Source organism: Hyphomicrobium sp., from assembly GCF_036262015.1.
In the GTDB taxonomy this organism is placed as follows: domain Bacteria; phylum Pseudomonadota; class Alphaproteobacteria; order Rhizobiales; family Hyphomicrobiaceae; genus Hyphomicrobium_C.
Window position 1 is genome coordinate 1 of the sequence record NZ_DATAJR010000006.1, and the last position, 17,831, is coordinate 17,831.

Sequence of the window (17,831 nt, forward strand, 5' to 3'; positions counted from 1 at the left end):
TTTCGCAGCTTGTTGCGAACGCGCACGATCATTGGCAAGATGATCGCGGGTGGCACTGGGCGCGTGCTCCGCACCCACAGAAACAGTTAAAGAAGATTCTCTGTTAGATAAGTTAGCGGTCGGATTCCGCTTTTCAGGCCAAAGCGTTAGCTGCGGTTCGTGCGCCTGATCTGCCGATAGTGGTGCGCCTGATCTGCCGATACCCCGTGCGCCTGATCTGCCGATGGCATTAACAGGGTTATCAACAGTGCCTGTTGATAGGTTTTCGGGGCGGATGCGCAGCAGCTCGCGGCCGTCTTCCCGCTCGATCTGGAGCAGGTAGCCGGGAAGTTGCTGGCGGGCCGCGATCCGGCGCAGGTCGAGCGCGAAGTCGGACGGCCGCGCGAGACTCCCGGATTTCTGGTGAAGGTGCGCGACCTCGAAAATCCAGCCGTGGCGCTGGTGCCCGGCGTGCTTTCTGGCGACGCGGTAAAGCCAACGCTCGATGCCGCCAGTCAGCCGGAAATAGGCCGGGTCGATTGTCAGGACCAGCGAGCGGTCGATGACGCTGTTGTAGAACCATTCGGGCAGGACGAACTCCATGCCCTCGACGCGGCCGGCGCGCGTCGTCATTTCCTCCCACTCGTTGATCCATGAGAATTGCCGGCGACGCCAATGCGGGCCGTTGCGGATGGTGGTGGCGATGACGGTCGATTGCAGCCGCGCCAGCGCGGCTTTCAGAAGCCGGTATTGGTGATTGCCGGTCGGGCGTCCGATGGCGCGCAACAGATGGTAAGGCGTAAACCGGACAAAGCGCGACGTGGTGAGGCCGTCATTCTCGGCCGCGACGATCTGCGAGGCCGCCCATATCAGCACATCGGCGTCCCATATGGTCGCCATGCCGTGCTCGGGCATCCCGAACACCTGCACCTCTATGTCGGCGGTCTTGTAGAGAATCGGCTTGGTGCGCGGGGTCTTCGCCAGCGAGAAGAACGGCCGTTCCATCAAATCGCGCTGGTCGCGCGGCGGCGCGTCGCCCGTTGCAACCACGAAGGGGTCTAGGCGGCTGCGCTCGCTGTCCTCGCCCGGCAACGCCGGCTCGTGATCGTCCTCGCGCAGCATCTAGCAGTCGCCCCGTTCTTCGGGGGTGAGCGGACGCGCGGGAAATACGGTGCCGGCGGTCTTGTCGCGGGTGGATTTGCGCTCGCCGGCCGCGCTCCAGTCTTCCAGATCGCGGACGGTGTAGAGGACGCGACCGCCGACCTTGCGATAGGTCGGGCCGGTGCCGTAGGTGCGATGTTTCTCAAGGGTGCGGATGGATATGCCGAGGAAGCGCGCGGCTTCCTTGGTGCGCAACAGGCGCGGCGGCAGGCCCGCAAGCGGGTTGGGCATGGATCACCTCCAGTCGGGATTGGGCTGCCGGGGGCGGCAGCGGACTGTGGCGAACCATGGCGAGGCATCGGCGGCGCGTAGCGTGCCGCATTTGCGCCTATGCGCTAACGGCACCCCCCTTCGGGGCGGCGCGCGTCCAATATGATGAGGGATTTCAGCGGCTCAACGCCTGCCATGCCGAATAGGCAAAGACATTTGCGCACGGTTCGGCTAGGAATGTAGGCGGAGCAGACGCGCTGCTCTGGGGCGTCGAAACCCCTCACGAATGGCTGGTGCTGGCCAGAACGGCACCAACTCCTTGACCTATGGTCGGGGAGCCTGTGGCGTATACAACAGGCTTTCCGAGCTAAAGGCCATGGGGCCGTTTCGTGACGGTTTCGAACTCCCCGATCACCAAGAGTCAGAGAGAATCGTTTGCGGGGGCGCACCGCAGACAAAAATCTCTCGGATACGGGGAATGACTATGCGGGTTCCCGTCGAACTCGATCCCGATGTGGACGACATCGCGCCGACAGGCGACAGCATAACCGTCTATGACGAACGGCATTTCGTGACGTATCTGCGCCTTCTCGATGCGAAGGCCGAAGATGCGGACTGGAAGGAGGTCGCGCGGATCGTGCTGCACCGCGATCCCGTCGCCGAGGAACTTCGGTCGCGCCGATGCTGGCAAAGTCATCTGGAGCGCGCGCAATGGCTGTCGCGTGAAGGCTATCGGAAGATTCTGGAGCAGGCGGTAGCCAACAAGGTATGAAGATCGGAGACAATTTCAGCTTGTTTCTTGTCGCAGATTTCGGGATTGTTGCGACAACTACCCGCAAGTAGATTTACGCAAGCTATGGATGAATATAGGCAAGCTATGGATGAATATAGGGAAGTAAACTGCGTGGCGATGCCAGTGCCGGCGGGTTTATCGGAAGAGGTGAAGGGATATTCGTGGGCGCGGAATAATGTCGGTGAGTCCGGGGGAGTGGTATATCGGCTCTACGGCAAGGCAGGTGCACCCGATCTCTTCCTGAAGCATGGTCGCGATACCGTTGCCAATGATCTCGTGGATGAGATGGTTAGACTGCGTTGGATGGCCAACCACATCGCGGTTCCCACCGTCACGCATTTCGTCAGCACTACCGACGAAGCCTGGCTCCTTATGACGGCCTTGGCAGGTGAAACCGCATATCAGGCTCTGGAAGCGCGTCCAGAGGAGAGAACGACCATTGTTGATGCGCTGGCGGACTTCCTTCGGACGCTACATGCAATTCCGATCAGCGAATGTCCATTTACCAGCGATCATAGCTATCGACTCGGACTGGCGCGCAAACGGATCGACGCCGGCTTGGTCGAAGAAGACGATTTCGATGAGGAACGCGAAGGCTGGACAGCAGAACAGGTTTGGCAGGAAATGCATCGACACCTGCCTTTCATGGCCGATCAGGTTGTCACACATGGGGACTTCTCGCTCGATAACCTTCTTATGGTGGATGGTGTGGTAATCGGCTGTATCGACGCAGGCCGTGTCGGTATTGCCGACCGCTACCAAGATTTGGCGATACTCTGGAACTGTCTCGGAGAGTTCGATGAGGCGTTACAGGACAGGTTTTTCGCCCGGTACGGCGTTCCTAAGCCAGATCCAAGCAAGCTGCTATTCCACCTGATGTTGGACGAGCTTTTTTGATATTAGACGACAGCTACCACGGCAAATGAAACACAGGCTGGCAGTGGCAGAACCACCAAACTCCTTCATTCTCGAAATTGCATCCCTTGCGAGATAGGGGGCGAGAAGCGTAAGTGCTATTTTTAACGGCCCCTATCGATCTGACCGGCAAATACCATCACCGTCACGCAATTTCTAAAATTCTCTAACAGATCGGCCGGTCTCGGAGAAGCAAGGGGTTTCCGTGTTGCATGGGCTCTGTTGCGCAAATCCCGTGAGGGATTCATCTCGTGAATCCAGCATGGTAGCTGGGGTGCATGAGCAGACCCACATCCCCGACCTACAGGACCAGGAACTGGCCAGCCTATAACGATGCGCTCAAGCGCCGGGGTTCGCTGACGATCTGGTTCGACCCCGAGATGAGCTGGGACGCTGCGCCGACAGGCAGGCGTGGCCGCCAGCAGACCTACAGCGATGCCGCCATCCAGATGTGCCTTTCGATGAAAGTGCTGTTCGGCATGGCGCTTCGGCAGACGACCGGTTTTGTCGAGAGCCTGCTGCGGCTGGTTGGCCTCGACTGGTCGGTCCCCGACTTCAGCACGCTGTCCCGCCGCCAGAAGACCCTGGCCGTCAACATCCCCTACCGTGGGTCGAAGGGCCCGCTGCACCTGCTCATCGACAGCACGGGCATCAAGGTCGAGGGCGAAGGCGAGTGGCACGCCCGCAAGCATGGTGGCCCGAAACGCCGCGTCTGGCGCAAGATCCACCTCGGGATCGATGAGGAAACATTGGAAATTCGAGCCGTCGAGGTCACCGCGAGCCACATCGGAGATGCACCGGTGCTGCCCGATCTTCTCAGTCAGATCCCCGCGCACCAACAGATCGGCAGCGTCACCGCGGATGGCGCCTACGATACTCGAAAGTGCCACGACGCGATCGCCGATCGCGGTGCCCACGCAGTCATCCCACCCCGCAAGAACGCCAAGCCGTGGAAGACGGTCACCGCCGGTGCGGTCGCACGAAACGAAGCACTGCGGACATCGAAATACCTCGGCCGCGCGATCTGGCGACGATGGAGCGGATATCACCGCCGAAGCCGCGTCGAGACGAAGATGCATTGCGTGAAGCTGCTGGGCCAGCGGCTCATGGCTCGGGACTTCGACCGTCAGGTCGCCGAGCTCCAGGTCCGCATCGCCGTCCTGAACGGCTACACCGCGCTCGGCATACCTGTCACGGAAGCCGTGGGATAAGTCTGTCCGGGGAAAGGGGAACCTCGGCCAACACGCGATTTGCGCAACAGAGCCTGTTGCATGTCATTGTCGTAAGTGGCACAAATTTGCGACACGATTTTCGACAGATAGGGCTCGCAGACGATTAACGCTTGCAGGGTTTGATCGGGTAATGAAGCAACAGGCGATAGCCGCCGCGCATCATCTTGATGCCATGCGCAACTAGGCGGCGGGCCTTGTTCTTGCGCGGGTCATTCTCGAAATCCTCCTTGGTGCCGCGAAAGCCGAGCAGGACTTCGGCGACGGTGCGATAGCTCTCGTCGCGTAGGCGGGCGTCGAGCGCGCGGAGGGAAAGGGTGTGCCATTGCCGGAGCTGGGCGGGAACGGCCCGGAAGTCGGGACCGGGTGCGCGGCCGTTGAGGGACCGCCAGAAACGGCGCGCAGCGTGTGCGCGAAGCTCCAGAAAGGAATCCATCGGCAGGGTGACGGCATAGAAGGCGGCGGCATCCGGCACCGGCTCGGGAAGCCAGAATTGATGTGCGACGCCATCCACCTGCCAGATGCCGTGCCAGCCATCGGCAGCGCGGCGCAGATCGAGGCCGGCGAGATGGGCAAGCGTCAATATCGGTTCGGTGTCGCCGTCCTTATGCTCGACCGGCGAGAGCATCACCGCTTGCGGTTGAAGGCTCGGACTCCAGATTGGTGGCGGCCGGTCATGCGGCGCGTCGGGATCGCACGGGAAATCGCAACCCCCAGCGATCTGCGAACGCTTCAAGGTCACGGCCGGACGGTCCTCCGGTTAGTGCGATGGTCTGGAACTCCTGACGATAATCGTCATTCCGGCGCAGATATTCCCAAGCGAAACCGGCGGCCGAAATGTGCTTCGCGTGCCTGTATGCCACCGGCGAACGCCAGTCGATGCTAAGCATGGCGTCACCTCCCAAAGCCGGGGCGCGCAAGGCAGCGCCCAGCCCTTAGAGGTTCAAAGATCGCTGGAAATATAGAAGCCGCTCAAAGCAGATACCTTGAGCGGCCAGCCCGATCATTCTTGGTTATTTTCTGCTTAACACTATTTCGATGATTCTGCGAGACGCCCGCCCGCAAAAGTGCGGGCAAGACGCTCCGGCTTTCATTGGCTGGAAAACACATGCACCTCGTCATGTGCGGTTTCGACTGTGAAAAACTCGCCGTTCATTTCAGCGTCGCGGGCCATTGCTTTCCAATCAATGTAGTAGCGTAGCGCCTCGGGGATCGCCATGCCGCTTTCAGCGGTCAAGTCCTCCATGAAGTCGGCAAGGCTGGCGAACTGGCCGTGATAGCAGTCCCGCAAGGCGGTTTCGGCTTGGTCCATGTCATCGTCGCACTGATCCAGCAGGCCAGCGCCTAGCGCGCCATGCTCGGCGATGAAAGCGTCCATGCGTGCCACGGTGTCGATGCCGGCATATTCGCTGATCGTGACGCCCTCGAAGCCCTCATAATCATGGATGGCATATTCCTCCGCGTGCTCGATGGGGGACCGTGCGAGCATGGCCGCAATCTCGTCCCTGATTTCGTCCGCGTCCTGATCCGCCTCGATCCAAGCCCCATGCAGATAGCCGTTATTGTAGGCGGCAAGGCAGGCGACATAGATGCGGGGATTGCTGTCGGAAAGGTTGGTCATGTCTCTGATCCTCGGGTTTGGGGTTCAGAGCAGCGCAGCGCCGCTCCTGAACCCTTGCCCGGCGGCGAGCCACGGGTAGCAAGGCGCAGGAGAAGTCTTTGGCACCGTGGAATAAATGGAGGGGACCCGCTTGCGGGGAGCGGGCCGTTTATGCCGCGAAAGGCCGGAGAGTTTTCTTGCGCCGCGCGAGGGCAACGCCCTTAGCAATTTTCTTCGTAACGATCAGATGAGACGCGGCGGCAGCCGCGCCGGCCCGGAGGCGAACGCGCTACCACATTGCGCTGTAGAGAGCCGGAGAGCCGCCAGTGACAAAGCCCCGGCGCTTTAGCGCCGGGTCCGCAGAAACACATGGTGAAAACGTATCGACCGGAAACCCATTGTAATACCATTGGTTTCCGGTCGATTCTCGGTCCCTGATTTATAGGGCTATGGAGTAAACGTAGTTGTCATCTTCACCCGGTGGGGCGCGCCAGTCAGCGGCAATTGTAGCAGAGTGGCGGCGACGTACAGCGTCAGCGCCCTAGTCCCTCTGGCATCCGATCCCTAAACGAACCTCACGACATACCGCTCATGTCGCAGGGCGCAACGCGCCACACGCCATTCGAGCCTGTCCCCTTGATCCGAGAAGATCGTCCGATCAAGGCGCAGCAAGGGTGTGCCGTCGGCAACATCCAAATCCTTCGCATCCTCGGCGGTGGCCAGCGCAACGTCGACACGCTCGTCGGCAGGCCCCACCAGAATGCCGTTGAGCTGAGCCAAAGCCGAGAGCCGGTAGGGTCCGAGGTCATCCGGCAACCGGTTGAAGTACCGCGCCGGAAGAAGGCAGGTTTCTGTCATGAAGATGCGGCCTTGATGCTCCCGCAGTCTTTCGACTTTGATCAGCTCCTCACCGCGCTGTAGCCCAAGGCGCGAGGCTTCCTCGGCGTCCGCTTGCACACGGCTGATCGATTTGGCGCGCTTGGTCCCAGAGATCCTCTGTCCTTCGAAGTTATGGAAGGTCGAGAACGGGAACAGCGTCTCGGAGGCATAGTCATTGACGAACGTGCCGCGGCCCTGGCGGCGCGTGACGATGCGCTCGCTTTCCATCAGATCGAGTGCCTTGCGCACGGTTCCGATGCTGATTCCGAGCTGTTGAGCCAGAAGCGTTTCGTTTGGGAGCGTTCCGCCCGGCTTCCACTGGCCGACGACGATCCTTTGAACAAGGACGTCTCGAACCTGCAAATACAGCGGGCGCGCCATGAGGCGATTATCAAGATATGGCATTGCAAGCTCCAAAAATGAAAGCTGACAAAGCAAAACTTGCCTGGCACCGATACCATCGACTCACAAGGATAGAATAAACGATAGCGACGTAAAGTGCAGTCGACTGACTGTAGAAAACTGTGGGTTATAATGTGGATTTCGAGGCACGGAGAAATGTCCGTCAAGAGTCTAACCCTGTACTCTATAGGACATGTTGAACGCCGTGCGCTCAGCAAATAAAATAAGAGATAAAATATTAAATATATCAACTAGATAGACGATGGCGTTGAGAAAAATAAATCAGAAAATATGCTTTAGCAGAATGCGGACGATCTCAGCGCGGTCGCCTTTCGAATAATATTCGGCACTATGTATTGCACACAAACGTTCTTACATTTGCGTAAGAAATAGGCCATTGGGAGAATAGCCGGATGGACCGTATTTGAATGGCAGGAAATAGATCGGAACGTGTCTCCTGCCGTCATGACACTGAGCACCTGCACACCGGCTATGTTTCGCAGTGTTCCGAACACAAGTAACGTCTCATGAGCTTCGTGGGCGTGATGCCGACGGCAGGAACCGCTCGGCGCGCCTGGAAGCGCGGGTCTGCGTTAGTCCAAACCGGAGGACGACACATGGCTTTGGAAGGCATCATTATTTGGCTGATTATTGGTGCGATTGCGGGCTGGCTCGCGGGCCAGATTGTCAAAGGCGGAGGCTTTGGCCTTCTCGGAAATATCGTTCTCGGCATCGTCGGTGCAGTGGTGGCTGGATGGCTTTTGCCGCGGCTCGGCCTTTACATCGGTGGCGGCCTGCTGGGTGACATCATCAATGCCACGATCGGCGCGCTTCTGGTCATATTTATCGTCAGTCTCGTTTCCCGCTGACGTTGATCCTCAAGGGGCATGGCGAAACCGGGGGGGGTCGCCATGCCCTCCAGACTTCTTCGGGATGATCGCGACGCATATCTGCCGAGCCATTCGGGCTTTGGCTGGGCTGATCGGCACGCCGTTCCGACCGGCTGTCGCCCTCACAGAGTGGCGTTGGTGAGGGCACGACATCCGGCCCATCCTGCCCGACGCCCTGCTTAAAGCGCAGGCATGGAAATCGCCGAGATGCGCAAACTTGTGCGTGCCATTTGATCCGCGAATCGGCTCAAATCCCGCGAACTTCCGCAAGGGCAAACGGAGCCACCGCAGTGACCACCCTAGAGGCGTCTGCCTTCTCCGCCGAAGATTTCTTGAGGAGCATCGGTGTCCGCATCGATGGCTTCATGTACCGCGGCTACAACAGCAACGACTATGCGATGGTCTGGCTGTCGGACGGTTTCGCGCGGCTGACCGGTCATGATGGCAGCGCCTTCATTCGCAACCGCACGGGTTTCGCGACGCTCATCGTGCAGGAGGATCTTGCCAAGGTTGATGCTGCTGTGGCCGACGCCTTGGCGCGAGGTGGCAATTGGCAGGTCAGCTACCGGATCCGCCACAGCTCAGGCAAAATTCTCTACGTGCATGAGACCGGAGGCGGGTCGGCGACCATCAACCCCGAGACCGGGCAACCCGCCTTTCTCGACGGAATCATCCTAGAGGCCGGCGCACTGTCCCGGCTAGCCGAGCGGCTGACGCAGGGCTCTGCCGCCCTCGACAAGGTGGACAGTGCTGCAGCAGACATACGCACCACCCTCAAGACTCTCCGGCTGCTCGCCCTGAATGCCCGGATCGAGGCGGCGCGTGCCCTGGAGCACGGGTCCGGCTTCGGTGTCGTCGCCCAGGAAATGACGAGCCTTGCCGATCAGGGTGAAGCGGTAACCAATCGCATGTCGAATGAGCTCACCCATTTGCGCGGAGCCATCGCAATCTAGCTCACCGATACCTATTTGCGGCGTGTCAGGTAGGAGCCGCAGATGACCGCAGCAAATCCACCCGTTGATCCCGGAACACGCATCGGACACGTGCATCTCAAGGTCGCCGATATCGACCGCGCCCTGGCCTTCTATCGCGACGTGCTGGGTTTCGAGATCACGCAGCGCTACGGCGCACAGGCCGCGTTCCTGTCGGCCGGGGGCTATCATCACCACATTGCGCTCAACACCTGGGAGAGCAAAGGCGGATCGCCGCCGGCGCGCGGAACGACGGGTTTATATCACGTTGCTATCCTGTACCCGACCCGCGCGGCTCTGGCGGATGCGCTGCGTCGTGTCGTGCGTGCAGGCATCGAGATCGATGGCGCGAGCGACCACGGCGTAAGCGAAGCCGTCTATCTGCGCGATCCTGATGGCAATGGCGTCGAGCTTTACCGTGACCGCCCGCAGGAGGAATGGCCACGCACGGCGGACGGAGCGCTTGCCATGACAACGGCGCCCCTTGATCTCGAAGCCCTCGTGGCGGCCTGAAACCACCGGACAATAAAGAAACCCGCCAGACAAAAAATATTCGCCCGTCGGGAACCGGCGGGCGAATAAAACAGCAAACCGCTGAGTAAAGCCTTAGGCGGCCTTTTCGGCCTTTGCCTTCGCGATCTCGCGCTTCAGCTTCAGGCAATCGGGCGAGAGTTCCTCGTTCGAAGCCTTGGCCAGGAACGCATCGAGGCCGCCGCGATGCTCAACGGACTTGAGCGCATGCGCGGTGATCCGGAGCTTCACCTGACGGTCGAGCGTCTCGCTGATCAGCGAGACGTTCACGAGGTTCGGACGGAACTTGCGCTTCGTCTTGTTTTCGGCGTGGCTCCTGAGCTGGCCCGAAAGGGGCAGCTTGCCCGTCAACTCACAGCGCCTGGTCATCTGGCAAATCCTTGCTCGGTCGCCCCACGACCGGCCGACCGCCTAGAGGCGGACCCGAAATCACGGGGAAAATCAATGAGAATGGCCCCGCAGACCGGGATCGGCGGGACCGTTGGCGCTTTCTATACGCGAGCCGCCTTGGAGGCGTCAAGACAGGCTGTAAATGCACGATGCGCCGCAGACGTCACACCGCCAAATTAATGCTCTTCGGAACGGAATAGAAGTTTTGGGGATTAACAGGCTTGGAGGCCCGTGTCAGTCCGGCGCATCCGAGAGGGAATTGTTAAGCCTTAGGCGGCAGAATGCAGCCCTGGATGTAAATCGTAAACCGCTTTTGCCCGGTCTCGCGAGAGTTACGCGAGGTGTGGGTGGTGAGTATGATCATGTGCCAAGTACAGTCCCGTCGCGTTGTTGCGTGCGTAATTGGTCTGGGTACCGCTACCCTCGCCGCGTTGACCCCACTATCCCCATTCGCCACGGCCGCCCCAGTTGCGCCTGGTGTGTCGCCGGTCAAAGTGGACGCCAGCTATAAGATCACTCTCAATGGGTTCGATCTTGGGTCCTTCCGTTTCAAATCCAACGTCAGCCGCAGTGAGTACAGCCTGGAGACGGATGTCCAGATTTCGGCTCTGCTCGGTGTGTTTCAGTGGAAGGGCGTCACGCATTCGTCCGGCGTTGTGAAGGCCAAGAGCCCCAAGCCCTCCGACTTCCGTTTCGACTATGAAAGCTCCGTGCGGAGCGGGTCCGTGTCCATGGGCTTCGGCCAAGAGGGTGTCGAGTCCCTCAAAGTTCTACCGGCAATGATGGACGCGCCGGACACGGTGCCGCTCACCCGTACGCATATCCAAGGTGTGCTCGATCCATTGACCGCGATCTTGGCCATCACGCATACCGATGCACCCACGCCCTGCGGCCGAAAGGTTGCGATCTTCGATGGCAAGCAGCGCTTCGATGTCGAGCTGAGATATGCCCGTCAGGAAGCGGTTCCTGGTGTATCGGGTGAGACGGCCGTAGTTTGCCGCGTCAAATATACGCCGATCGCTGGCTATCGTCCGACCGAGGAAACCCGCCAGTTGGCGGCGTCCAACGGGATTGAAATTTCCTTCCGGATGATCCCGTCGGCCAAGTTGATGCTTCCGCAGTCCGTTGGTGTTCCGACCGCTGCCGGGGAGGCACGCATCAATCTCGAGCGCGTGAATATCGAACTTCCCCAGGGGCAGCTAGCTTCCGTCGACTGATCGGCGAACATACACCGTCTTTCCGAGAGCACTGCGGCCGCGAGCCGTGGTGCTCTTTTTCGATTGGAGGGTGGGGGCCTTGTGGGCAGGTGTGACTTTTCCTCGCCTGCCATGCATTTTCCGCAATGAGTGGCGCGCATCGCGCCGCACGAAAAGCTTGATCTCGATCCCCTCCAATGCAATGCCAGGGGCTCTTCAAAGGAGATCTCGCGTATGGCCAGCGATCTGGAAGCGCGCATTCGCAATGTAACCGCGGTCCTCGGCCCCACCAACACCGGCAAGACGCATCTCGCTATTGAGCGCATGCTAGGCCACGAGAGTGGTATGATCGGCCTGCCGCTGCGGCTCTTGGCGCGTGAGGTCTATGACAAGATCTCGGCACGCATCGGGGCTGACAAGGTCGCGCTCATCACGGGCGAGGAAAAGATCAAGCCCGAACGCGCTCGGTACTGGGTCGCGACCGTCGAAGCGATGCCGCGCGACGTCGACGTGGATTTTCTCGCCATTGACGAGATCCAGCTTGCGGCGGATCCCGAGCGCGGACACGTCTTCACCGATCGCCTTCTCCATGCGCGCGGTCGCGCCGAGACGCTGCTGCTCGGCGCGCAGACGATGCGCGAGGCGATCCAGGATCTGATCCCGGGTGCGAACTTCATTTCTCGCCCGCGGCTCTCGCGCCTCACCTATGCCGGGGAAAAGAAGATCACGCGGCTCCCGGGCCGTTCGGCGGTTGTCGCCTTCTCCGCGAACGAGGTCTACGCCATCGCCGAGTTGATCCGCCGCCAGCGCGGTGGCACGGCCGTTGTCCTGGGCGCTCTCTCGCCGCGCACGCGGAATGCGCAGGTTGCGCTCTATCAGTCGGGCGACGTCGACTTCCTTGTCGCGACCGACGCCATCGGCATGGGCCTCAATCTCGATGTCGACCACGTGGCGTTCTCGGCCAATCGCAAATTCGACGGCCAGAACTTCCGCAATTTGACGCCTGGCGAGATCGGTCAGATCGCCGGTCGCGCCGGCCGCCACATGAACGATGGCACGTTCGGTGTGACAGGAAATTGCGAGCCCTTCGATGCCGATCTGATCGAGCGGCTTGAAACGCACACGTTCGACAATGTGCGCGTCCTGCAATGGCGCAATCGTCGCCTCGATTTCGCGACCCTCGATCGCCTGCGCGACAGTCTGCGTGAGATGCCGAACGAGCCGCGCCTTGCGCGCGCCCGCATGGCTGACGACGTGCTCGCGCTCGAAACGCTCGCGAACGATCGCGAGATCGCGCGCTTCGCGACCAACACGGCCACGGTGTCCCGCCTTTGGGAAGTCTGCCAGATCCCGGACTATCGCAAGATCTCGTCGCAGAACCACGCCGAGTTGGTGGGAACGCTCTACAGCTACCTGATGAGTCCCGAAGGCCGCGTGCCGGAAGACTGGTTTGCCAAGCAGGTCGCTTTTGCGGATCGCACGGACGGCGACATCGACACGCTCGCCAACCGGATCGCACATATTCGAACGTGGACCTTTGTCTCCAACCGCGCGGACTGGCTAAAAGACCCCGCGCACTGGCAGGGTCGGACCCGCGCCATCGAGGATGCTTTGTCGGATGCGCTCCATGAACAACTCACGCAGCGCTTCGTCGACCGTCGGACGAGCGCGCTCATGAAGGGACTGCGCGATAAGGAAGAACTCAACGCGGAAATTGCCGAAGACGGCGCCATTCACGTCGAGAACCATTTTGTCGGTCGCCTGCGCGGCTTCCGTTTCTCGTCCGAGACGCAGGGCGAAGGCATACACGGCAAAGCGGCCCGCAGCGCAGCGGCGCAAGTCCTGTCTCGCGAACTCGGCATGCGCGCTCGCCGTGTCGCGGCGGCGAAGATCGATGCGTTCAAGCTGAGCCGGTCTGCGCGGATCCTGTGGCGCGACGAAGAGATCGCGGTGTTGGAAGCCGCTGAAGATCCGCTGAAGCCGCAGGTGACGCTGCTTGCCGACGAGCACCTGTCCGGCCCGGATCGCGAGAAAGTCCAGGCACGTCTTGAAGCGTGGCGCGACGAGGTCATCGCCGATCGCCTGAAGCCGTTGGTTGAGATCGCGAAGGCGGAGGACGTCACTGGCCTTGCGCGCGGCATCGCTTTCCGCCTCACGGAAAGCTTCGGCGCGCTGAAGCGCGAACTCATCACCGATATGATGAAGTCTCTCGACCAGGAGGCGCGTGCGCAGCTTCGCAAGTACGGCGTTCGTTTTGGGGCCTTCAACATCTACTTCCCGGCCCTGCTGAAACCCGCCCCCGCAGAGCTTGCCGCCACGCTCTGGTCCCTGAAGCACGCCACGACGCATGGTCTTTCTCTCGACACGCTGCCGGAGCTTCCGCGGGCGGGCCTGACATCCGCAGCTGTCAATGCGGCCATCCCGGAGGCCCTCTATCGGGCGCACGGGTTCCACGTCTGTGGACCTCGTGCCGTGCGTCTCGACATCTTGGAGCGCCTTGCTGATCTGATCCGTCCGCTTCTCGCTTGGCGTCAGAACCCCGAGGCTGCGACGGCGCCGCCCAAGGGCTCAACAGGCGACGGCGGTTTCATCGTCACCCCGGAGATGATGTCGATCCTCGGGTGCTCGCCCGATGAGCTTGGCAATGTGCTCAAGGCGCTGGGCTTCAGGCTCGACCGGAAGACGGTGACACGTCCGGCGGAGCCTGCCAATCAAGCGGCGACCGAACGCGTAGAGGCCGAACCGGCGATCGACGCCGCAAATGCGGACGGTGAGCTGGTGACGGCGGAAGCCGCGAACGCGCCGACCGCCGTTGCGGAGGAAGTGGTCGCGTCGGAGCCGTCAGAGCAGGTTGCGGCCGAAACGGTAGCAGATGTGCCTGCCGTCGAAACCATCGTTATCGATGTCTGGCGTCCGCGGCGCCACCGCAGTGAAGATCGCCCAGCTCGGCGCGAAGGGGATCGGCCGGAAAATCGCCGGGAACGTCATCAGAACCGCCGTCGTCGCGGCGACGAGCGGCGTGGCGGAACTGAAGCCCCGGCCGCAGCGGCCGCAGGAGAGAACTCTGTGCCGGCCGCCGAAGGAGCCGCGCCCAGAGCCGACGCAGGCAGCCCGCCGCCGCGGCGCGAGCGCGACCGTGATCGGCCACCGCGCGAGCATGACCGCAACCGACAGCGGCCGCAGCGCCGGGACGCTGGGCCTGGCACTGAGCGCCGCCGCGATGAGCGGCGTGACGACAGGCGCCGCCATGAGGAACGGCAGGCCCCGGTGATGCGCTCGGCCGCTCCGCCGAAAAAGGGCACCATCGATCCGGATTCGCCGTTCGCGTCGCTGGGCGCGCTGCGTGATGCCTTGGCCAAACAGGCGCGAGAAAAGAACTCGCCATGACGAAAGAGCCGGCCGGCCAACCGAGCCCGGAGACGTCGCAGCGTCTGGACAAGTGGCTTTGGTTTGCTCGCGTCGCCAAGTCCCGCACGCTTGCGGCAACGGCCGTTACGGAAGGCAAGATCAAGGTCAACCGTGTGAAGGCGGAAAAGGCCAGCCAGACGGTCAAGGTCGGCGATGTGATCACCTCCCGCCTATACAAGAATGTGCGCGTCTTGCGCGTCGCTGCTCTGGGAGAGCGTCGCGGACCGGCCGCTGAGGCTCGCCAGCTCTACGAGGACCTGACCCCGCCTCAGAATCCCGAGCAAAGCCCGCCTTCGCTTGCTTGGGCTGAGCGGACCGCCGGCGCTGGCCGTCCGACCAAGCGCGACCGGCGCTTGATCGACGAACTCAAGGGCAAAACTTAAGGAAAGCCGCTCTCCAAAGCGATGTGACGTTGCGGGGCTTGCTATGGTGTCTGGCATTTGGCACAGACCAGAGCAACCCGCACGAGGAAGATCCGGACCCGCCCAATGACCTACGTCGTCAACGAGAAGTGCATCAAGTGCAAGTACACCGATTGCGTCGAGGTGTGCCCTGTCGATTGCTTCTACGAGGGCGAGAATATGTTGGTCATCCACCCGGACGAGTGCATTGATTGCGGTGTGTGTGAACCGGAATGCCCGGTCGAAGCCATCAAACCCGACACGGAACCCGGTTTGGAGCGCTGGTTGGAGGTCAACCGCGAATACGCAGATAAGTGGCCCAATATTACTTCGAAGAAGCCAGCTTTGGCTGAAGCGGAGCAATACAAGGATGAAGAGGGCAAGTTCGATAAATATTTTTCTTCAGAGCCGGGCAAAGGCGACTGAGATTCAACTGCAACTCTGGAAGCTTTATGGCCAGAGTGTGCAACGCACCAATATGAAGACTTAATCAGTTTCTTTAAGGCCTGGAACACCTACATTCCGGTCGCCGCTTCAATTTTCATGAAATTTGTGTTACAAGTAATCCACGGACAAATTAGAACCGAGCAGGAACATACGACGGACTAACGCAGCACAGCGGCCCTGGCGACATCCTAGGTACGTGTGACTGAAGGTGTGTCCTCCGTGGAGGTATCCGTCTGAATACTGTGACTTATCGTCCGGGAATAGGTAAGCGGGTAGCTATTTCGGATTGGCAGCCCGACATGTGGGGAGCTCCTGGAGCGGCGGCAAAGGTGACGTGCCGACGAGCCGGGTTTACGCGTGACTGCACTGCCTGCGGGTTGACGTAAGGCCCGTGTGCAGAATGACGGATGAGGTCGGCCCAAGCCGGGGTTGGCCTATGTGTAATACGAGAGAGTGAGAAGCCGATGGCTCAGAAGAATAAAGCGCAAGCGAAGGCTCGGACGCCGAAGCCCGCCGCGTCTAAAACTACTTCCCGGCCCACTAGTAAGATCAAGTCCGCTGCCACCAAGGCTGGCGCGAAAAAGACCGTCACCCCCGCAACTCATGCCAAGAAGCCGGCCGCTGTCAAGCCTGCCGTTAACAAGGCTGTCGTTGAGAAGTCACCTGTTGCAAAATCTGTCGTGAAAGGACCCGAGATGAAGAAAGCGGTTGCCGCAACTAGCGCAGGTAAGAAGCCCGCCTTGAAGCCGGTCGCCGCTCCGTCTCAGTCTGCTCCGGCCAAGGCCGCTGCAGCGCCCAAGGCGACCGTCGCGCCTGCTGCCGCCGCGCGTCCTGCGCACACGCCGGTCAGCCCGGCTCGCGCTGCTGCTGCGCTCGCCAAGACCGGCGGTCAGAAGTTGACCGCGCCGGTTCAGCCTGCACAGCCGACGACGACCCCCAAGGATATCGCTCAGAAGACGGCTGCTGCTCAGCAGATCCTCGCCGCGCAGAAGAAGTCTGTGAGCCAGCGCCACGGCTTTAAGACCAACGAGTTTATCGTTTATCCCGCGCATGGCGTCGGCCGTATCGTCGGCATCGAGGAGCAGGAAATCGCGGGCATGTCGCTTGAGCTCTTTGTCATCACTTTCGACAAGGAGAAGCTGACGCTCCGCGTGCCTACCGGCAAGCTCGATAGCGTCGGCATGCGTAAGCTGGCCGACGACGCCGTCGTCAAGAAGGCCATGGAAACGCTGAAGGGCCGCGCCCGCGTCAAGCGCACCATGTGGAGCCGTCGCGCTCAGGAGTACGTCGCGAAGATCAACTCGGGCGACCTGATCTCGATCGCTGAAGTCGTACGCGATCTCTATCGCTCCGAAGCGCAGCCCGAGCAGTCCTATTCCGAGCGTCAGCTCTACGAGGACGCGCTCGATCGCATGGCCCGTGAGATCGCTGCCGTCGAGAAGCTTGACGAGCGCGGCGCAGTTCAGCGCATCACCGATGTGCTCTCGAAGAGCGCGCGTGGCCGCCGTCTTGCCGAAGGTGGCGACGACGCCGACATGAAGGCCGCGTAAACAGCTAGCTCATACGTTCATGGGCAACGGGCCTCCGCTGAACTCAGCGGGGGCCCGTTTGCTTTTCCGTCCCGAGGCTGTCGTCAGCAGAGGGTCGATTTTCTTCGAGCACCTCGATCTCGTCGAGCGAGTTGAGAACCACCATCGGACCGTTACGCCGCTCGATCCATCCGCGTACGCGGATCCGATGTCCTGCGAATGCTGAGACACGTGCCGTGCCGTCTTTGGCGGCCTCGACGAGGCCGCGAGAGAGGCTTGCGGTGAAGTCGCGTTTCCAGTCTGCCCCGAAATTTAAATAGGTCGTTCGCTGCGTATTGGAGACGCTGGACACATGGCCTTCAACGATCGCGAATTGTCCGGAGAGCGTAAGCAGACTCTCGGTATCGTCCGCTTTCAGGACGTGGAAGAACCCTGTCTTCCAAAAGCCGCGGCGATGTGATCTCGCCGCGTCCTCTGCAGCAAGGAGCGTCGCAAGACACGAGGTGTTGCCGGGCAGGGCATAGGCGCGCGCAAAGCCGCCGCTGACCAGCCGTTCCTGGATCCAGACCGGATCACCGGCTTCACGAGCGGCGAAAACCTGTGCCAGGACGCGCCCATAGCGATCCTCACGCCTGCCTTCATAGCGCAGGGTAACAGAACGACTGGCGGTGATATCCTCGAGCGCTTGCGCAGCCTCGCGTGCGTTCGCAGGCGCCAGAGCGCCGATCAAGCGGACTTCCCGGCCGTCTTCGAGAAGAAGTGTTTCGCCGTCCAGAACACGCGCCATCGCGTGGGGCGATCCGCCTTCGGGGGCGCAGGACGCAGGTGCATCCGCAGCGAGAGCACAGCACAACACCCAGAAACCGCAAACAGACGTTGTACGGACCATGGAAAGCCCCC

Annotated in this window: 19 protein-coding genes; 11 read left to right on the top strand and 8 right to left on the bottom strand. The window is 61.0% G+C overall.

What is annotated here, in order from left to right:
* On the bottom strand, nucleotides 1-1,101 hold a 1,101-nt coding region (locus VHO05_RS05535), incomplete at its 3' end, for a replication initiator protein A (RefSeq protein ID WP_329645605.1).
* On the bottom strand, nucleotides 1,102-1,371 hold the full coding sequence (locus tag VHO05_RS05540) for a helix-turn-helix transcriptional regulator (RefSeq protein WP_018426335.1): 270 nt from the start codon (nucleotides 1,369-1,371) through the stop codon (nucleotides 1,102-1,104).
* Between the two features lie 463 nt (nucleotides 1,372-1,834).
* Here VHO05_RS05540 and VHO05_RS05545 point away from each other — a divergent pair, with 463 nt between their 5' ends.
* The 3 genes from VHO05_RS05545 to VHO05_RS05555 all read left to right on the top strand — a co-directional run bounded on the left by VHO05_RS05545 (nucleotide 1,835) and on the right by VHO05_RS05555 (nucleotide 4,269).
* Nucleotides 1,835-2,122, top strand: coding sequence for a DNA -binding domain-containing protein (locus tag VHO05_RS05545; RefSeq protein ID WP_029074272.1), 288 nt, complete (start codon nucleotides 1,835-1,837; stop codon nucleotides 2,120-2,122).
* Between the two features lie 105 nt (nucleotides 2,123-2,227).
* Entirely contained in the window at nucleotides 2,228-3,040 is an 813-nt protein-coding gene (locus tag VHO05_RS05550) for an APH(3')-I family aminoglycoside O-phosphotransferase (protein ID WP_033450617.1), read from the top strand.
* 296 nt (nucleotides 3,041-3,336) lie between these two features.
* Complete coding sequence (locus tag VHO05_RS05555) at nucleotides 3,337-4,269, top strand: IS5 family transposase (RefSeq protein WP_329645606.1); 933 nt, start codon at nucleotides 3,337-3,339, stop codon at nucleotides 4,267-4,269.
* A gap of 124 nt (nucleotides 4,270-4,393) precedes the next feature.
* On the opposite strand, the gene VHO05_RS05560 is transcribed toward VHO05_RS05555, so the two are convergent.
* The 4 genes from VHO05_RS05560 to VHO05_RS05575 form a co-directional block, all read right to left on the bottom strand.
* The gene (locus VHO05_RS05560) at nucleotides 4,394-4,915 is read right to left on the bottom strand and encodes a DUF2285 domain-containing protein (protein WP_329645607.1); all 522 of its coding nucleotides are present in this window, start codon (nucleotides 4,913-4,915) and stop codon (nucleotides 4,394-4,396) included.
* 46 nt (nucleotides 4,916-4,961) lie between these two features.
* Entirely contained in the window at nucleotides 4,962-5,177 is a 216-nt protein-coding gene (locus VHO05_RS05565; RefSeq protein ID WP_080758809.1) for a transcriptional regulator domain-containing protein, read from the bottom strand.
* A 200-nt stretch (nucleotides 5,178-5,377) separates the two neighbouring features.
* Nucleotides 5,378-5,908 carry an antirestriction protein ArdA gene (locus VHO05_RS05570; RefSeq protein ID WP_329645608.1) on the bottom strand — a complete coding sequence of 177 codons (531 nt, stop codon included), beginning with the start codon at nucleotides 5,906-5,908 and terminating at the stop codon, nucleotides 5,378-5,380.
* A 543-nt stretch (nucleotides 5,909-6,451) separates the two neighbouring features.
* The gene (locus tag VHO05_RS05575) at nucleotides 6,452-7,171 is read right to left on the bottom strand and encodes a GntR family transcriptional regulator (protein WP_329645609.1); all 720 of its coding nucleotides are present in this window, start codon (nucleotides 7,169-7,171) and stop codon (nucleotides 6,452-6,454) included.
* 614 nt (nucleotides 7,172-7,785) lie between these two features.
* On the opposite strand from VHO05_RS05575, the gene VHO05_RS05580 reads away from it, so the two are divergent.
* The 3 genes from VHO05_RS05580 to VHO05_RS05590 all read left to right on the top strand — a co-directional run bounded on the left by VHO05_RS05580 (nucleotide 7,786) and on the right by VHO05_RS05590 (nucleotide 9,542).
* Nucleotides 7,786-8,037 carry a GlsB/YeaQ/YmgE family stress response membrane protein gene (locus VHO05_RS05580; RefSeq protein ID WP_329645610.1) on the top strand — a complete coding sequence of 84 codons (252 nt, stop codon included), beginning with the start codon at nucleotides 7,786-7,788 and terminating at the stop codon, nucleotides 8,035-8,037.
* Nucleotides 8,038-8,348: 311 nt separating this feature from the next.
* A complete protein-coding gene (locus VHO05_RS05585; protein WP_329645611.1) occupies nucleotides 8,349-9,011 on the top strand; it encodes a methyl-accepting chemotaxis protein in 663 nt (220 codons plus the stop codon).
* A 42-nt stretch (nucleotides 9,012-9,053) separates the two neighbouring features.
* A complete protein-coding gene (locus VHO05_RS05590) occupies nucleotides 9,054-9,542 on the top strand; it encodes a VOC family protein (protein WP_329645612.1) in 489 nt (162 codons plus the stop codon).
* A gap of 93 nt (nucleotides 9,543-9,635) precedes the next feature.
* Here the strand turns inward: VHO05_RS05590 and rpmB are convergent, their stop codons facing one another.
* Entirely contained in the window at nucleotides 9,636-9,929 is a 294-nt protein-coding gene (gene rpmB / locus VHO05_RS05595) for a 50S ribosomal protein L28 (protein ID WP_329645613.1), read from the bottom strand.
* A 377-nt stretch (nucleotides 9,930-10,306) separates the two neighbouring features.
* Between rpmB and VHO05_RS05600 the strand changes: the two genes are divergently transcribed.
* The 5 genes from VHO05_RS05600 (at nucleotide 10,307) to VHO05_RS05620 (ending at nucleotide 16,952) form a co-directional block, all read left to right on the top strand.
* Nucleotides 10,307-11,167 carry a DUF3108 domain-containing protein gene (locus VHO05_RS05600; protein WP_329645614.1) on the top strand — a complete coding sequence of 287 codons (861 nt, stop codon included), beginning with the start codon at nucleotides 10,307-10,309 and terminating at the stop codon, nucleotides 11,165-11,167.
* A 213-nt stretch (nucleotides 11,168-11,380) separates the two neighbouring features.
* Nucleotides 11,381-14,533, top strand: coding sequence for a helicase-related protein (locus VHO05_RS05605; protein ID WP_329645615.1), 3,153 nt, complete (start codon nucleotides 11,381-11,383; stop codon nucleotides 14,531-14,533).
* Nucleotides 14,530-14,937, top strand: a complete 408-nt coding sequence (locus VHO05_RS05610; protein WP_329645616.1) for an RNA-binding S4 domain-containing protein — start codon at nucleotides 14,530-14,532, stop codon at nucleotides 14,935-14,937. Before VHO05_RS05605 ends, VHO05_RS05610 begins: the two co-directional genes overlap by 4 nt.
* A gap of 105 nt (nucleotides 14,938-15,042) precedes the next feature.
* Nucleotides 15,043-15,381 (top strand): ferredoxin FdxA, encoded by a 339-nt coding sequence (gene fdxA, locus VHO05_RS05615; RefSeq protein ID WP_329645617.1) that lies wholly within the window; start codon nucleotides 15,043-15,045, stop codon nucleotides 15,379-15,381.
* A gap of 485 nt (nucleotides 15,382-15,866) precedes the next feature.
* Nucleotides 15,867-16,952, top strand: coding sequence for a CarD family transcriptional regulator (locus VHO05_RS05620; RefSeq protein ID WP_329645618.1), 1,086 nt, complete (start codon nucleotides 15,867-15,869; stop codon nucleotides 16,950-16,952).
* Between the two features lie 43 nt (nucleotides 16,953-16,995).
* Here VHO05_RS05620 and VHO05_RS05625 read toward each other — a convergent pair whose 3' ends face one another.
* A complete protein-coding gene (locus VHO05_RS05625; RefSeq protein ID WP_329645619.1) occupies nucleotides 16,996-17,820 on the bottom strand; it encodes a thermonuclease family protein in 825 nt (274 codons plus the stop codon).
* Nucleotides 17,821-17,831 lie beyond the last annotated feature (11 nt).

Excerpts from the sequence above, each read along its gene's own strand:
- VHO05_RS05565 (WP_080758809.1), bottom strand. The coding sequence starts at position 5,177 with ATGCTTAGCATCGACTGGCGTTCGCCGGTGGCATACAGGCACGCGAAG.
- VHO05_RS05560 (WP_329645607.1), bottom strand. The coding sequence starts at position 4,915 with ATGCTCTCGCCGGTCGAGCATAAGGACGGCGACACCGAACCGATATTG.
- VHO05_RS05540 (WP_018426335.1), bottom strand. The coding sequence starts at position 1,371 with ATGCCCAACCCGCTTGCGGGCCTGCCGCCGCGCCTGTTGCGCACCAAG.
- VHO05_RS05570 (WP_329645608.1), bottom strand. The coding sequence starts at position 5,908 with ATGACCAACCTTTCCGACAGCAATCCCCGCATCTATGTCGCCTGCCTT.
- VHO05_RS05555 (WP_329645606.1), top strand. The coding sequence starts at position 3,337 with ATGAGCAGACCCACATCCCCGACCTACAGGACCAGGAACTGGCCAGCC.
- VHO05_RS05600 (WP_329645614.1), top strand. The coding sequence starts at position 10,307 with ATGATCATGTGCCAAGTACAGTCCCGTCGCGTTGTTGCGTGCGTAATT.
- VHO05_RS05590 (WP_329645612.1), top strand. The coding sequence starts at position 9,054 with ATGACCGCAGCAAATCCACCCGTTGATCCCGGAACACGCATCGGACAC.
- VHO05_RS05575 (WP_329645609.1), bottom strand. The coding sequence starts at position 7,171 with ATGCCATATCTTGATAATCGCCTCATGGCGCGCCCGCTGTATTTGCAG.
- VHO05_RS05545 (WP_029074272.1), top strand. The coding sequence starts at position 1,835 with ATGCGGGTTCCCGTCGAACTCGATCCCGATGTGGACGACATCGCGCCG.
- fdxA (WP_329645617.1), top strand. The coding sequence starts at position 15,043 with ATGACCTACGTCGTCAACGAGAAGTGCATCAAGTGCAAGTACACCGAT.
- VHO05_RS05580 (WP_329645610.1), top strand. The coding sequence starts at position 7,786 with ATGGCTTTGGAAGGCATCATTATTTGGCTGATTATTGGTGCGATTGCG.
- VHO05_RS05605 (WP_329645615.1), top strand. The coding sequence starts at position 11,381 with ATGGCCAGCGATCTGGAAGCGCGCATTCGCAATGTAACCGCGGTCCTC.
- VHO05_RS05620 (WP_329645618.1), top strand. The coding sequence starts at position 15,867 with ATGGCTCAGAAGAATAAAGCGCAAGCGAAGGCTCGGACGCCGAAGCCC.
- VHO05_RS05625 (WP_329645619.1), bottom strand. The coding sequence starts at position 17,820 with ATGGTCCGTACAACGTCTGTTTGCGGTTTCTGGGTGTTGTGCTGTGCT.
- VHO05_RS05550 (WP_033450617.1), top strand. The coding sequence starts at position 2,228 with ATGGATGAATATAGGGAAGTAAACTGCGTGGCGATGCCAGTGCCGGCG.
- rpmB (WP_329645613.1), bottom strand. The coding sequence starts at position 9,929 with ATGACCAGGCGCTGTGAGTTGACGGGCAAGCTGCCCCTTTCGGGCCAG.
- VHO05_RS05610 (WP_329645616.1), top strand. The coding sequence starts at position 14,530 with ATGACGAAAGAGCCGGCCGGCCAACCGAGCCCGGAGACGTCGCAGCGT.